General features: G+C 69.9%; 14 protein-coding genes and 1 riboswitch. Of the genes, 8 read left to right on the top strand and 6 right to left on the bottom strand.

The annotated features are described in order from the left end of the window. Positions 1 to 3 precede the first annotated feature (3 nt). The 3 genes from CI785_RS05490 to CI785_RS05480 are packed head-to-tail and all read right to left on the bottom strand — an operon-like array spanning position 4 to position 2,751. On the bottom strand, positions 4 to 867 hold the full coding sequence (locus tag CI785_RS05490; protein WP_105031091.1) for an NAD(P)-dependent oxidoreductase: 864 nt from the start codon (positions 865 to 867) through the stop codon (positions 4 to 6). Between the two features lie 23 nt (positions 868 to 890). Next, positions 891 to 1,556, bottom strand: a complete 666-nt coding sequence (locus CI785_RS05485) for an SDR family NAD(P)-dependent oxidoreductase (RefSeq protein WP_105031090.1) — start codon at positions 1,554 to 1,556, stop codon at positions 891 to 893. A 55-nt stretch (positions 1,557 to 1,611) separates the two neighbouring features. Next, on the bottom strand, positions 1,612 to 2,751 hold the full coding sequence (locus CI785_RS05480) for an ROK family transcriptional regulator (RefSeq protein ID WP_105031089.1): 1,140 nt from the start codon (positions 2,749 to 2,751) through the stop codon (positions 1,612 to 1,614). A gap of 291 nt (positions 2,752 to 3,042) precedes the next feature. Here CI785_RS05480 and CI785_RS05475 point away from each other — a divergent pair, with 291 nt between their 5' ends. The 3 genes from CI785_RS05475 (at position 3,043) to CI785_RS17460 (ending at position 6,831) form a co-directional block, all read left to right on the top strand. Beyond that, on the top strand, positions 3,043 to 4,677 hold the full coding sequence (locus CI785_RS05475; protein ID WP_105031291.1) for a glycoside hydrolase family 13 protein: 1,635 nt from the start codon (positions 3,043 to 3,045) through the stop codon (positions 4,675 to 4,677). Between the two features lie 156 nt (positions 4,678 to 4,833). After that, positions 4,834 to 5,454 (top strand): DnaJ family domain-containing protein, encoded by a 621-nt coding sequence (locus tag CI785_RS05470; protein WP_105031088.1) that lies wholly within the window; start codon positions 4,834 to 4,836, stop codon positions 5,452 to 5,454. A gap of 151 nt (positions 5,455 to 5,605) precedes the next feature. Continuing rightward, positions 5,606 to 5,680, top strand: a riboswitch (cyclic di-GMP riboswitch). Positions 5,681 to 5,697: 17 nt separating this feature from the next. Beyond that, on the top strand, positions 5,698 to 6,831 hold the full coding sequence (locus CI785_RS17460; protein WP_240615022.1) for a LamG domain-containing protein: 1,134 nt from the start codon (positions 5,698 to 5,700) through the stop codon (positions 6,829 to 6,831). A 26-nt stretch (positions 6,832 to 6,857) separates the two neighbouring features. Here the strand turns inward: CI785_RS17460 and CI785_RS05460 are convergent, their stop codons facing one another. Together CI785_RS05460 and CI785_RS05455 are read right to left on the bottom strand one after the other, a co-directional pair. Further along, entirely contained in the window at positions 6,858 to 7,610 is a 753-nt protein-coding gene (locus CI785_RS05460; protein WP_205753568.1) for a response regulator, read from the bottom strand. Then, positions 7,607 to 9,196 (bottom strand): ATP-binding protein, encoded by a 1,590-nt coding sequence (locus CI785_RS05455; protein WP_240615021.1) that lies wholly within the window; start codon positions 9,194 to 9,196, stop codon positions 7,607 to 7,609. The genes CI785_RS05460 and CI785_RS05455 overlap by 4 nt, the downstream gene beginning before the upstream one ends. A 183-nt stretch (positions 9,197 to 9,379) precedes the next feature. Between CI785_RS05455 and CI785_RS05450 the strand changes: the two genes are divergently transcribed. The 5 genes from CI785_RS05450 (at position 9,380) to CI785_RS05430 (ending at position 14,054) form a co-directional block, all read left to right on the top strand. Continuing rightward, positions 9,380 to 10,387 (top strand): Bug family tripartite tricarboxylate transporter substrate binding protein, encoded by a 1,008-nt coding sequence (locus tag CI785_RS05450; RefSeq protein ID WP_105031085.1) that lies wholly within the window; start codon positions 9,380 to 9,382, stop codon positions 10,385 to 10,387. Between the two features lie 2 nt (positions 10,388 to 10,389). Then, entirely contained in the window at positions 10,390 to 10,932 is a 543-nt protein-coding gene (locus CI785_RS05445) for a tripartite tricarboxylate transporter TctB family protein (RefSeq protein WP_105031084.1), read from the top strand. After that, positions 10,925 to 12,634 (top strand): tripartite tricarboxylate transporter permease, encoded by a 1,710-nt coding sequence (locus CI785_RS05440; RefSeq protein ID WP_105031083.1) that lies wholly within the window; start codon positions 10,925 to 10,927, stop codon positions 12,632 to 12,634. Before CI785_RS05445 ends, CI785_RS05440 begins: the two co-directional genes overlap by 8 nt. Continuing rightward, positions 12,631 to 13,026 carry a universal stress protein gene (locus CI785_RS05435; protein ID WP_105031082.1) on the top strand — a complete coding sequence of 132 codons (396 nt, stop codon included), beginning with the start codon at positions 12,631 to 12,633 and terminating at the stop codon, positions 13,024 to 13,026. The genes CI785_RS05440 and CI785_RS05435 overlap by 4 nt, the downstream gene beginning before the upstream one ends. Before the next feature lie 410 nt (positions 13,027 to 13,436). Next, entirely contained in the window at positions 13,437 to 14,054 is a 618-nt protein-coding gene (locus CI785_RS05430) for a GAF domain-containing protein (protein ID WP_157940171.1), read from the top strand. Here the strand turns inward: CI785_RS05430 and CI785_RS05425 are convergent. Then, positions 14,028 to 14,297, bottom strand: coding sequence for a VOC family protein (locus CI785_RS05425; protein WP_105031080.1), 270 nt, complete (start codon positions 14,295 to 14,297; stop codon positions 14,028 to 14,030). The genes CI785_RS05430 and CI785_RS05425 overlap by 27 nt on opposite strands. Positions 14,298 to 14,813: the final 516 nt, after the last annotated feature.

Here is a 14,813-nt window from a genome sequence, read left to right as displayed (position 1 = left end):
CGGCTACCCGTTCCGCGGGCGCGGGCCGAGCTCGGGCTTCGCGATCACGGCGATGTCGTCGTCGCCCGAGCCGGCGCGCTGCGCGTCGGTGAGCGATTGCAGGACGGCGGTGACCGCGGGCAGGGGGTCGGGGGTGGAGCGCAGCATGAGCCGCGCATCCTTGGCCAGCAGGTCGGCGGAGAACTGGGTGTCCCCGAAGGTCCCGCCGGTGATGACGGGTCCCTTCATGCCGGCGATGACGCCGAGGCCCGTGCCCTCGAGCAGGTCCAGCACGCCTGCGGCGTCCACACCGTTCGCACGGCCCAGGCGCAGCGCCTCCACGAGGCCCTGCAGGGTGACGCCGAGAGCGAGATTGGCGAGCAACTTGCCCGTCGCCGCGTCCGAGGGCGTGGCGACGCGGCGGAGCCGCTCGGCGTCGGCCCACAGCGCGGCCAGCGGCTCGACGACGTCGACGTCCTCCGGTGCGCCGCCGAGCAGGACGCCCAGCCGGCCCGCCCTGGCCGGTGCGAGGCTCCCGACGACCGGCCCGTGGACGTAGCGGACGCCCGCGGCGACGGCGTAGTCCGCGAACTCGCGGGCGTCCTCGGGGGAGACCGTGGTGACGTCGAACCAGACGGCTTCGGCGGGGATCTCCAGCCCGGAGAGCACCACCTCGCGGACCGTGTCCGGGCCGAAGAGGACCGTCATCACCACGTCGGCGTCCCGGACGGCGTCCTCGGGGGAGTCGGCCTGCGTGGCTCCGGCGTCGCGGAGCCGCTCCACGGCCGCAGGGGTCCGGTTCCAGGCGGTCAGCTCGTGACCGGCCGCGAGCAGGTGCACGCCGAGCTCGTGGCCCATGCGTCCGACGCCGAGCAGTGCGATCTTCATGAATCCTCCGGAGGTCGGGGTGGTCAGTCTTCGCTGACCTGGTGGCGGAAGGTGTCCCGCTTCGCGTGGAGCTCCCAGAGGAGGTTCGCGAGGAGGTTCGGATCCTTCTCGGGGTCCCCCTCGACGATCCGCCCGCCGATGATGAGCTGGGACACCTGGATGCCCTCCTCGCCGAGCACCTCGTGGAGGAGCTGCGCGTAGGCGGCCTGGCCTGCGAACGCCACCGAGGTTCCCGTGACGGAACGTCCGGGCTTCACCGCGGACCCGCCGTTGACGAAGAGGATCGTGCCGCGGTTCGCGCCGAGGGCCCGCATGCCGGGCAGTACCTGGTGGACGGCGGCGACGGACCCGTAGATGGAGAACGCGATGGGACCCCTGAGGTCCGCGGGCGTCGTCTCGAGGACCGGACGCATGAAGTCCTTCTGGGGCAGCGGACTGTATTGCAGCACCTCGATGGGGCCGAGGGTCTCGGTCGCGGACTCGAGGGCTGCGGCGATGGAGTCGGGGTTCCGGACGTCGGCCGCGAAGCCCCGGGCGTGGATCCCCTCCTTGCCGAGGTCGTCCGCGAGGGCGTCGAGCTTGCCCTGGTTGCGGGAGAGCAGGGCCACGGAGAACCCTTCGGCTCCGAACCGCCGTGCCACGGCGGCACCGAGGCCGCGTCCTGCTCCGATGATCGCGAGAGTAGTCATACCGGGTGCAAGGACCGGCGCGCCGTAATAATTCCGTGACCAGCGGCCGTGCACGTCAGCGCAGCGTCCCGAGAATGGTGCGCTGGATGGCGACGGCAGCGGCTCCCCTCGCCCACTGTGCGAAATCCGAGGGCTGCCGGCTCAGCCGGACGGCCGTGGCTTCGGGATCGCGATGGCGGGTGATGGACCCGTGCAGGGAAGCGGCTGCCACGTCCGCGAGGTCCATGCCCTCGCCCGACAGGATGACGAGCTCCACCATCGTCAGGTTCGCGACCGCCGAGACCAGCGTGCCGAGGGCTGCGCCGGCGGTGTCGACGATCTCCGAGGCGGCGGGGTGGCGCTCCGCCGCGAGTGCGAGGATCGCCGCGTAGGGCGCCTGCTGCCCCGTGGAGGCGGCGAACCGGGAGCAGATGCCGGGAATGGTGAGCACGGCGGAGGCGCAACCGCGGTGCCCCTCGCTGCAGCGTGGCCCGGAGGCCTCGAGAGGGAAGTGGCCCACGAGGCCCAGGCCGGCGTCGGGCGGCGCGATGACGGCGTCATTGACGACCAGCCCGTAGCCCACCCCGGCCCCCACGGTCAGGACGGCGAAGTCCTTCTCGCCGCGCCCCGCGCCGAACCACTGTTCAGCCACGGTGAGGGCCACGACGTCGTTCTCGACGGCGACGGGCAGGCCGGTCCGCTCCTGCAGGAGGGCGGCGAGGGGGACGTCGCGCCACCCGAGGAAGGGTGCACGCAGCACCATGTCGCCGGGCCCCACCTTGCCACCGATGCTGACGCCGATACCGCTGAAGTCGCCGGGCGCGCCGAGGTCCGCGACGGCGTCGGCGATGGTCCCCACCACGTCCTCGACACCGTGGCTCCGCAGGGGGCGCTCGCTCGAGCCGATGACATCGGACCTGAGGTCGGTGGCGACAGCCGCGGCGCTGTCCCCGGTAAGCTTCACGCCCACGAACCGGTGGCTCTCGGGGCTGACCTCGAGGGGGCGGATGGGGCGTCCGATCGAGGTGCTCGCGGCTTCGTCCGCTTCGCGGAGGACGCCGGAGTCGAGGAGCGGCCGGCTGAGGCGTGTGAGGCTCGCCACCGAGAGCCCGAGGCGTGCCGCGAGGTCGCCGCGCGAGATCGGCCCGCGGATCAGGACCTCGCGTGCGAGTGCTCGGGCCGGGCTGGAGGGGGCGAGCGAGGTGACCGCGTCCATGGCATTCCGTTCGCAGGCAGGCATGTTGTGTGGGGTGGTGCTGAGAACCCTACGTCGAGGTGATGTCAATGCGGAACCGAGCTGTTCCGGGCGGGAGTCCGGCGGTTGACGCCGTTCTTATTTCTACCGTAAAAATTATTGGAGCGATCCCGTTGGCTTCCTTCCGGCGATGGCTGGTTGCTCGACGTCCGCCTCACCGATCCCCGAAAAGGACCCCGTCCCGTGACTTCCACCGTCAACCCCGACCTCGAATCCGCCGTCGACGCCCCCGCCGCGGCGCTCGCCGCGACGATGGAGGATCCGAACTGGTGGCGCCAGGCCTCCGTCTACCAGATCTACCCGCGGAGCTTCGCCGACTCGAACGGCGACGGCATCGGTGACCTGAAGGGCATCACGTCCCGGATCCCGTACCTGAAGTCCCTCGGCGTGGACGCCGTCTGGCTCAGCCCGTTCTACCCGTCCGCGCTCGCCGACGGCGGGTACGACGTCGACGACTACCGCGACGTGGACCCAAAGCTCGGCACCCTCGCCGACTTCGACGAGATGATCGCTGCGCTGCACGAGGCCCGCATCAAGCTCATTGCCGACATCGTGCCCAACCACACCTCGAACCTCCATGAGTGGTTCCAGGAGGCGCTGGCCTCGCCGAAGGGATCCGCCGCCCGCGACCGCTACATCTTCCGCGACGGGCTCGGCCCCGACGGCTCCCGGCCGCCCTCGGACTGGGACTCGGTGTTCGGCGGCCCCGCCTGGGAGCGCACGGAGGACGGCCAGTGGTACATGCACATCTTCGCCCGCGAGCAGCCTGACCTGAACTGGGACAACCGCGAGGTCCGCGACGACTTCCTGAAGACCCTGCGCTTCTGGTCCGACCGCGGCGTGGACGGCTTCCGCGTGGACGTGGCGCACGCCCTCACCAAGGACCTGACCGAGCCGCTGCCGTCCAAGGCCGAGCTCGGCCCCCAGGGCGGGAACAATCTGGGGGAGCACCCCTTCTGGGACCGCGACGAGGTGCACGAGGTCTTCGCCGAATGGCGCACGGTCTTCAACGAGTACACGCCGCCGCGCACCGCCGTCGCCGAGGCCTGGGTGCACGCCGACCGCCGGGCGCGCTACGCCAGCCCCGACGGCCTCGGCCAGGCGTTCAACTTCGACCTCCTCAAGGCCGACTGGAACCCCCGCCAGTTCCGGGAGATCATCACGAAGAACCTCGTCGAGGCGACGTCCTCGGGGGCGTCGTCCACCTGGGTGTTCTCCAACCACGACGTCGTCCGGCACGCGACGCGTTACGGGCTGCCTCCCGTCGGAGCCGACAGCGACGACGGCCAGGACGGCGGCGCGTGGCTCATGAGCGGCGGCACCGAGCCGGAGCTCGACCGCGCGCTCGGGGAGCGCCGTGCGCGTGCCGTCTCGCAGCTCATGCTCGCCCTGCCCGGCTCCGCCTACCTGTACCAGGGGGAGGAGCTCGGCCTGCACGAGGTGGCCGACATCGCCGAGGAGGACCGCCAGGACCCCACGTTCTTCCGCAACAGGGGCGTGGACGTGGGGCGTGACGGGTGCCGCGTGCCGCTGCCGTGGACGCGCGACGGCGAATCCTTCGGTTTCGGCTTCGGCGGAGCGCACCTGCCGCAGCCCGCGTGGTTCGGGGACTACGCCGTCGAGGTGCAGGAAGCGGACCCCTCCTCCCACCTCGGCTTCTACCGCCGTGCACTCGAACTGCGCCGCGAGCTGCAGGGCGAGGAGGACTTCGAGTGGGTCGACGAGCCTTCGGCCGACGTCCTGCACTTCACGCGTCCCGGCGGCTGGCACAGCGTCACCAATTTCGGCCCGGCCACGGTGGACCTGCCCGCCGGCACCGTGCTGCTGAGCAGCTCACCGCTCGAGGACGGCAGGCTGCCGGGCGACACCACCGCCTGGCTCGTGTAGCAGGAGTCCAACGACGGCGGGCCCGTTCGGAAGTGGCCCGCCGTCGTCGTCCCTGCCGGGTGGAAGGGCCGTTCGTCCGCAGGAGAATCGGTTGCGGGCCCGGCAGGGACCTCGGAATACTGGGGAGGACGGCACGACCAGGCGAAGGGTAGCGGCATCAGCGGTTCCCAGGAGAACGAGGAGAGGCTGCGCAAGGCGGCCCAGTACCGCGCTGCCCGCAGCGGGGCCCGGGATGCGGACGACGCGCTCGCCGAGCTCGAACGCCAGAACGACGGCGACGCGGCCAACGGCGAGATGGCGCCGCTGCGCGCGGGCGAGGACGAGGTCAAGCGGGCGCGGCTCATCGTGGACCAGGCCGTGGCACGCGGTGACTTCGACGACCTGGCGCTCGCCGGCAAGCCCATCCCGGGGCTGGGGGAGGCCCACGACCCCGACTGGTGGGTCAAGGGCCTGATCCAACGCGAGAACATCACGGGCCTCGGCCCCCGCGCCATCCTGCTGCGCACGGAGGACGCGGAACTCGACGACCGCCTCGACCGCCAGTACACCGAGAAGCAGGTCCGCGAGGTGCTCGAGGACTTCAACTACCGAGTGATCGACGCGAGGCGTCAGCTCCTCGGGGGCCCGCCCGTCATCACGAAGCTCCGCGACGTGGACGCCGAGGTGGAGCTCTGGCGCGAACGCAGGGCTGCGGCGCGCCGTGCGGCCGAGGACGCCGCACCGCCCGAGCAGCCTCGGCCCTCCTTCTGGCGGCGCATCTGGCGTGGAGCCGGCTAGCCCGGACCCCGGGGCGTGTTCGTAGGGACCTGCGCCAAATCTGAGCAAGATCTGCGCTGAAGGACGGGGTCCTTGGCGCACGTCTGCAGGACGATGGAGGGGCCGGCGGACATCGTGCAGCGCGTCCGGCGGCGCCGCTGGCACGACCGCTCAGCGACAAGGGCAAACCCGGTGCGAACCGGCGACGCAAAGCCACGGGACCCACGCGGTCCGCCGGGCTACCGAACAGCGAAGGCTCCCCGCATGAACCTCCTGCCCGTCACCTCACGGACCCGCCGACGGACGGACGGCCGCTCGTCGCTCGTCGCCTCCGTGCTCACCGCGCTCCTGCTGGCGGTGTCGGTATCCGCCTCCACCTCCGCCGAAGCCGGCGAGACGAGGCCTGCCGTCGTGGACCCCGGGCCGGTCGGCGACTTCGCCTGGAAGGGCTTCAACTGGGAGAAGCGCTGGTGGACCGGTGCCCCCAACTACAACAAGCAGTTCGACGCGGCGAACGTCAGCAACCCCGATGCGAACGGGCATGTCACCATGACGCTCTCCAACCCGACCGGTGGCTCGGCGATCGGGGCCGAGTTCAACACGACGCGCCACGGTTTCGGGTACGGCACCTACAGCACCACCATCGAGAAGGACCTCAGCACCCTGCAGAAGGAGGTGGTGTGGGGGTGCCTCTTCACCTACGACCCCGCGGCCGCCCCCGGATTCAACGAGATCGACCTGTGCGAGGCGAGTTCGTGGGGTGGTGGCAGCAGCTTCGGTCAGGTGTGGCCGATCACGCAGGGGCACGGCTACTGGTTCGATGCGAGCAAGGGCCCGGGCGTGGGGAACGACACCGCGATCTTCGCGGTCACGGATCATCCGGTCCTGACGCACAGGATGGTGTGGGAGCCGGACAGGATCACCTTCGAGACCTTCGCGGGAGAGGGCTACACCGGCCAGCTCCTCAAGCGCACGGTCCTGGCGGGTGAGAAGGTCCCGGAACCGGCCCGCGAGACCGTCCACTTCAACCTCTGGGTGACCGACGGAGGCGGCGGGGACCCCGCCCGCGTCGTTCCCGAGAAGGTGGTCGTCCGCGACTTCTCCTTCGTTCCGCGCGCGGCACCGCCGGTCGTGACACCGCCGGTCGTGGCGCCGGCGCCCACCCCCGCTCCGGCGACCATCACGCTCGCCGCGTCCAGCACCAAGACCCGCGGCACCATCACCACGACACTCAGCTGGTCGGGGGCCGCAGGCTCCTCCGTGACGCTGCTGACCAACGGGGTCCGGAGCACGGTCCCGAACACGGGAGGAACCTCGACCACGGCGAAATCGGCGTCCGTGCGCTACCAGGTCTGCGATGCGGTGCGCTGTTCACCGGTGGTCGTCGGAGGCCGCTAGCGCCGGCCCGGCCCGCCTGTCCCCGCTCAGCCGCGGGAGGCGCCGTCCGTCCAGACGTAGAACTTCTCGGGACGGCCCGCCGACCCGTACTGCGGGACGATCCGTGCCTGCCCCCGCGAGACCAGGAACTCGAGGTACCGCCGGGCGCTCACGCGGGCCATACCGAGCCGCTCGGCGACATCGGACGCCGACGTCCCACGGCCATGACCGCGCAGGTCCAGCATGACGGCCTCCAGGGTCGGCGCCGAGAGGCCCTTCGGCGTCACGATGGTCGCCGTGCCGGACGGCGCACCCGCGCCGCCCGCACCGGACCCCGCCGTCGTCCGCAGCAGCTGGTCGATGCGGCCCTGATCGAGCGCCGCGGAGCCGTCGGCCGCGTGGGTGTCGAGCTCGCGGCGGTACGCGACGTAGGAGTCCAGCCGCTGGCCCAGCACCGCTGCGCTGAACGGCTTCACGAGGTAGTGCAGCACCCCGCCGGCCACGGCCGCCCGTACGGTGTCGAGCTCGCGGGCCGCGGTGATCGCGATGACGTCGAGCGGCTCGCCGGGTCGGTTCCGCAGCGTCCGCAGCACGTCGATGCCGGTCATGTCGGGCAGGTGGATGTCCAGCAGCACGAGGCGCGGGCGCAGCGCCTCGGCGAGCTCGAGCGCACGGGCTCCGGTGTGTGCGGCGCCGACGACGTCGAACGCACCGTGCGCGAGCAGGAAGCCGGTGTGGATGCCGGCCACCTCGCGGTCGTCGTCGACCACCAGCGTGGGGATCAAAGCAGGGGCGCTCATGGCACGCGCAGCGGAGGACGGGTGCCGGCGAGCGACGGCGCGAGCCAGACGGTGAACTCGGCGCCGCCGAGCTCGGAGTCGTCGACGACGACCTGCCCGCTGCGGCGGCGGGCGATGCGGTCCACGAGCGCGAGGCCGAACCCGCGCGTCCCGGTGTGGCCGCCGTCCTTGGTCGAGTAGCCGGAGGAGAAGATGCCGTCGACGTCCTCCGGTGCGACGCCGGGGCCGTTGTCGGCGACGGTGATGCGGACGGCGTCGTCGTCCGCCGCGAGGTGCACCACGACCTGCCCGTCCGGCCGTCCGCTACCGGTCACGGCCTCCATCGCGTTGTCGAGAAGGATGCCGAGTACGGTGACGACGTCGGTGGTGCCGTCGGGCTCGAGCGCCGAGGTCTCGTCGATGGTCAGGGTGATGCCCTTCTCGGCGGCGATGGTGCTCTTGGTCATGAGCAGGCTCGCGGCGTCAGGGTCCTGGATGCCGGGCGCGATGCTGCCCGACACGAGCGAGCCGCCGTGCCCGGACCGCGAGATGAAGTCCACGGCCTGCTGCGTGCGGCCGAGCTCCAGCAGCCCGGAGATGGTGTGCATCCGGTTGGCGAACTCGTGCGCCTGCGCCCGCAGCGCCTGGGTGGCATCCCGTTCGCCGTCGAGGTCGGTCAGCAGCTGGTAGAGCTCGGTACGGTCGCGGAGGATCATCACGCGGCCCACGCGTTTGTCGTCGACGAGGGCGCCGGAAGTGCGGGCGAGGAGCACCCGCTCGCCCGACAGGACTGTCTCGTCCGTGTCGGCGGGGTCGGTGAGGAGCTGCGCCAGGGCGGGTTCCATGACGTCGGCCGCGAGCCGGCCCGTGGCGTCGTCGTCGAGCTCCAGCAGCCTCTTCGCCTCGTCGTTGAGCAACGCGATCCGGTGGTGCTCGTCGACGGCGACCATGCCCTCGCTGATGCCGTGGATCATCGCGTCGCGTGTCTCGAGGAGGGATGCGATCTCCTCGGGCTCGAGGCGGTAGATGCGCCGCCAGACGAGCCGGGAGATCCAGATGGCCCCCGCGGACCCGACGAGCGCGGCCACGATCAACCAGGCCAGCAGGCGGGGCAGGTCCTCGTAGAGGTCGGCGTCGAGCTCCGACTCGAGGGTGCCGACGGACGCCGTGCCGATGATGCTGCCGTCGGCGTCGAGAATGGGCACCTTCACGCGCCAGGACTTACCGAGCGTGCCGGTCTGGGTGCCCACGAACGTCTTCCCGGAGAGCGGGATGGACGGGTCGGTGGACACGATCTCGCCGATGAGCTCGGGATTCGGATGGGAGTAGCGGATGCCGTCCTCGTCGGTGACGACGACATAGGTCACGCCGGTGGACTGGCGGATGAGGTCGGCGATGGGCTGGATGGTCTTGCTGGGATCCGTCTCGTCGAAGGCGTCGATCACGGAGGGCAGCTGGGCCACCGACTGGGCGACACCGACCATGCGGTCCTCGTACTGCTCCCGGATCTGCTGGCGCTGCATCGCGACGGCCGTCGAGCCGGCGACGGCAACGATGATCAGAACGATGGCCAGCTGCAGCAGGAACAGCTGTGATCGAAGCGACATCGACCTGATCATTCCCTTAGTGTGACACGCCCGGGCGCATCACACCGGAGCGGACAAACCGTACCCCGAGACCACAAAGACCAATACGAGCACTACGACCGCATGCTTTACCGCCGGTCAGTCCCCTTCCTAGCCTGAGGACAGCAGTGGTGACACACATCACATCTCAAGGAAGAGACACCCATGAAGATCGAACGCACGACGACGCGCCGCTCGGCCCTCACCTCACTCGCCCTCGTCTCCGCACTGGCCCTCTCGGCCTGCGGCTCGATGACGGAGAGCACCACCGCGGGTGACGCGGAAGGAACGATCGAGAAACTCAACATCGTGGTCCCCGCCGATCCCGGTGGAGGCTGGGACCAGACCGGCCGGGCCATCGAGACGGACCTCAAGGAGAACGACCTCGTGGGCAACGCCTCCGTGGTCAACGTCGGAGGTGCCGGCGGCACCAACGGCCTCGCCCAGCTCGCCACCGAGACGGACCCGAACACACTGATGGTCATGGGCTACGTGATGGTCGGCGCCGTGGAGACCAACAACGCCGCCACCCGCATCGAGGACACCACCCCGATCGCCCGCCTCACCGAGGAGCCCCTCGTGATCGTGGTCCCCGCGGATTCGCCGTACCAGACCATCCAGGACCTGCTCGACGACATCGAGGCCAAGGGCAAGGGCGTCTCCATCACGGGCGGCTCGGCCGGCGGCGCCGACCACATCCTGGCCGGCTCGGTCCTGAAGGAGGCCGGTATCTCCCCGGACAGCCTCAACTACATCCCCTACTCCGGTGGTGGCGAATCGCTCGCCGCACTGCTCGGCAACAAGGTCAACGCCGGCATCTCCGGCGTCGGCGAGTACGCGGAGCAGGTCGATGCCGGCAAGCTCCGGGCGCTCGCGGTGTCCGGTGAGGAAGCCGCCCCGCAGCTGCCCGACACCCCGACCCTCACCGAGGAGGGCGTGGACCTCGTGCTGACCAACTGGCGCGGCGTCGTCGCCCCCGGGAACATCGACGACGCCCAGGCCGACAAGCTCACGCAGCTCGTGACCGACCTGCACGCGACCGACACCTGGAAGGCCACCCTCGAGGAGAACAACTGGTCGGACGCTTTCCTGACCGGCGAGGAGTTCCAGAGCTTCCTCGACGAGGACATCGCCAGCGTCAAGACGACCCTCACCGACATCGGCCTGCTCTAGCCATGAGTACCTCGGTCCAGAACAGCCCCGGGAGCGGCACGGCCGCCGCTCCCGGCAAGCCGATCGGTGAGCTGGTCTTCGCACTGCTCATCGTGAGCATCGGCGTCGTCGGCTTCGTGGCCGGCGCGGGGATCCAGACCCCGCCGTCGGCCAGTGACATCGGGCCCCGTGCCTTCCCCTTCGCCGTGTCCGCACTGCTCGTGGCAGTCGGGGCGGGCCTGGTGTTCCAGGTGCTCCGCGGCCACCGTGGCTCCGCCGATGAGGGTGAGGACGTGGACCTCGAGGCGAAGACGGACTGGTTGACCGTCGGGAAGCTCGCAGGCTTCGTCCTGCTGCACGCGTTCCTGATCGTGCCGCTCGGGTGGCCCGTCGCAGCGGCCATCCTCTTCTTCGGCGCCGCATGGTCACTCGGAGCGCGCCCCTGGTGGCGCAACCTCGTGACCGCGATCGTCCTGGCCCTGGTGCTGCAGTTCGTCTTCGGCGGGCTCCTCGGCGTCTCGCTGCCTCCGGGCTTCCTCGAAGGGCTGGGGATCTTCGGTGGATAACTTCTTCCTGCTCATGGAGGGCTTCGCCACGGCGATGCAGCCCATGTACCTGCTCTTCGCACTCGGCGGGGTGCTCGTGGGTACGGCGGTCGGCGTGCTGCCGGGCATCGGCCCGGCCATGACGGTGGCCCTGCTCATGCCCATCACCTACAGCCTCGAGCCGACGGCGGCGATCATCGTCTTCGCCGGCATCTACTACGGCGGCATGTACGGCGGGTCCACGACGTCGATCCTGCTCAATACGCCCGGTGAGTCCTCCTCGATCGTCACGGCCCTCGAGGGCAACAAGATGGCGAAGGCCGGCAGGGGAGCGGCGGCGCTCGCGACGGCCGCGGTCGGCTCGTTCGTCGCCGGTACCATCGCGACCGTCCTGCTGAGCTTCCTGGCCCCGTTCGTGGCGGCCTTCGCGGTGCAGATCGGTCCCGTGGAGTACGTGGCGCTCATGGTGGTGGCGTTCCTGACGGTGGGCGCCCTGCTCGGCTCCTCGGTGCTGCGCGGCCTGGCCTCCCTGGGACTCGGGCTGTTCATCGCGCTCGTCGGGTTCGACGCGCTCACCGCCCAGCAGCGCTACACCTTCGGCAGCCCGTTCCTGGCGGACGGGATCGACGTCGTCCTCGTGGCCGTGGCGCTCTTCGCCGTCGGCGAGGCGCTCTACGTGGCGTCCCGCCTGCGGCACGGGCCCATCAAGGTCATCCCGGTGACCGGTGGCTGGACGAGCTGGCTCCGCAAGGACGATCTCCGCAGGTCCTGGAAGCCCTGGCTCCGCGGGACGTTCATCGGCTTCCCGGTGGGCACCATCCCCGCCGGCGGGGCCGACGTCGCGACCTTCCTGTCCTACGCCTCCGAGCGCAAGCTCGCGAAGGGTGAGAACAAGAAGCAGTTCGGCAAGGGCGCCATCGAGGGCGTTGCAGGTCCGGAGGCCGCGAACAACGCCGCGGCTGCCGGCGTGCTCGTACCCCTGCTGACCCTCGGCATCCCCACGACGGCCACGGCCGCCATGATGCTCGTGGCCTTCCAGCGGTACCAGATCCCCGTGGGCCCGCAGCTCTTCGAGTCCAACAGTGCACTGGTGTGGGCGCTCATCGCGAGCCTCTACGTGGGCAACCTGATGCTGCTCGTGCTGAACCTCCCGCTCGTGGGCATCTGGGTCAAGATCCTCCAGATCCCGCGGCCCTACCTGTACGCGGGGATCCTGGTGTTCGCCGTCCTCGGTGCGTTCTCGGTGAACTTCACGCCGATCGATGTCATCATCCTGCTGGTGGTCGGTATCCTCGGCTTCTTCATGAGGCGCTTCGGCTACCCGATCGCGCCGATGGTGGTGGGCCTGATCCTCGGTCCGATCTTCGAGAGCCAGCTCCGCCGGTCGCTCGCGATCTCCCAGGGTGATCCGGTGGCGCTGATCCAGTCGCCGGTCGCCGCGACCATCTACGTGGTCCTGATCGTGATCTTCGCCCTGTCCCTCCTGCTCAAGCGGCGCCAGCGCCAGTTCGAGGCCATGGTCGCGGCGAACGCCGACGCGGCCGACGTCGTCCGCGGATCGGAGGCCGGCACGGCTGGTGCCGGGGCCGATGCGTCGACGACGGCACCCTCTGTGACCGCGCCGGGGTCACCGACCTCGTCTGCACCGTCGTCTCCCGCCACATCCGCGGCGCCGTCGTCTCCGACGTCGCCCGGATCCGACCGAAAGGACACTGGCCGATGAGCACCATCGTGGTGGGCTATGTGCCCAACGCACTGGGGGAGGCCGCCGTGGCCGAAGCGGTCGAGGAGGCCCGACGCCGGGATGCCGAGCTGGTGGTCATCAACACCACCCGTGCCGACCGCCTCGTCAACCCGGCCTATGCCGACTCCGAGGACGTCTCGAAGCTGGAGGGCATACTCAGCGCGGCAGGGGTGCCCTACTCCATCCGCCACAGCATCTCGGAGGCCACGGCGGCCGAGGAGGTGGTCGACACGGCGGCGGAACTGGCTGCGGACCTGATCGTGATCGGACTGCGGCACCGCACTCCGGTGGGCAAGCTGATCATGGGTTCGACGGCGCAGACGATCCTGCTGTCCGCACCCTGCAACGTGCTGGCGGTCAAGCTCTCCTGACGCCCGTCATGCCGGGGGTCATCCTGGCCGACCCGGAGACCCACCACGGGGTCATGCTGCAGCACCATCGCAGCATGACCCCTTGGCGTTGCACCCATGCCGCGTACCGGTGGGACGGGGGGAGTGCGCCGCCTGATCGTGTGACGCGGTCCTGATCGGGACTGTGCCGACCACCGGGCGCTTCCCCGGGGTGGGTGCAGCCCTCGGACAGGCCTGCCCATCAGCCGCGCCTCGTACAGCGGCAGCTCCTGTCGCACACCGCAGTACAGGGAAAGTTCGCCAAAGCTTTCGCCGCACGCTCCCCTCCCCGGCCGCCGTCTTGAGATTCGACAGGCAGTATGGGTATATCCGTTGCCGCAGCGAACGGTCAGCCTTCCCAACCCCCAGCCGAGCGGATTCCCTTCTTGCCCATGCCTTTGTCCTCCGGTGCGGAGATCCCGTCAGACCTTCCGACGTCATCGACCACCAACCGCGAGATGGAGCGCCAGCGACTCAGGGCGCTGGACCGGTCCGGGCTCCTCGACTCAGGCGATGAGGAACGCTTCGATCGCCTGACCCGCCAGGCGCAGTCCCGGTTCGGGGTGTCGACCGCGATCATCTCGCTCATCGCCGAGGACCGGCAGTACCTCAAGTCGTTCGCAGGGCCCTTTCCGCGCGCCGTCGAACGTCATGCGGCGTTCTGTAACGTCACCATCCAGAGCGACAGGACACTGGTGGTGCCCGACCTCCTCGCTGACGCGCGCTTCCGGGACAACCCCCTCGTGAAGGGCGCGCCCTACACCCGCTTCTATGCCGGTGTACCGCTGCGGGGTCCCGGCGGGTGGTTCGTGGGCAGCATGTGCATCCTCGATCCGCAGCCGCGGGACCTCGACCGACAGGGGCTCGCGCAGCTCCGCCGTCTGGCGGACGAAGCCGAGCTCGAGGTCAACGGCGCGGGCTCCGCCCGACCGGCCGCACCCGGTACCTACGCCTTCGGAGCGCAGAGCTCGAGTGCGATGCCGTCAGGATCGCGGAACTCCGGGATGTAGCCCGCGCCGATGTCCTTCGCTCCAGGGCGTGAGAGGACGATCGTCCAACTGCCTGGCAGCGTCGTCGAGGACGTCGCGATCCTCGACGGCGAAGGCGACATGGTCGAGCCCCACTCGGTTCTCGCTGAAGACGTCGTCCGCCACAGGACGCAGGCCCATGAGCGAGCGCCGGGGGCGGAGGAACCCGGCGCGTTCGTCCGACCGGATCGACGGTGCGAGGAGCCGGTGCGAGGTCGTCCGCACGGGATATCACTCCAGTTCGGACCGGAATACTCGAAATCAGGGAGTTCATCTACCTGTCTACCAATTCCGACTACTCGTAGGCCCCATTGAATTCCCCCGGTCCGGTACTTCCTCGCCCCTTCCAATAGTCTAAGAGGCACAAATGGCGCAGTTCGGATAAGTCCTCGAGATCAGCAAGAGTCACTTTTCCCGTCAATAGGTGGTGGAAGCCGGGGTCGTGGAATCCATGGTGGATCCGATCCATGGAAGGCCAATTCGCGGTGAACGGTCCGACGGAAACACCCTTTCAGGACACAACATGTAAGCGAGTTCCGAGTCGGTCGGGCACTGCGTCGCGTCAGAGCCGACCGTCGAATTGCAGACACCGTGAGCAGGTACCCCCCGTCCGCTTCTCCGGTCTTCCCTCCAGGCCGCGCCCCGTCACCAAGCAGCCGTCGAGTACCAGGGGAGTCGGCCCGGGAACAGCTCCGCGGACTCCCTCCCATCATGGCCACGAGGGCCGGCATAGGACTGATT

It is taken from the genome of Arthrobacter ruber (genome assembly GCF_002954225.1).
In the GTDB taxonomy this organism is placed as follows: domain Bacteria; phylum Actinomycetota; class Actinomycetes; order Actinomycetales; family Micrococcaceae; genus Arthrobacter_D; species Arthrobacter_D ruber.
This window is presented reverse-complemented; position numbering and strand designations above follow the sequence as displayed.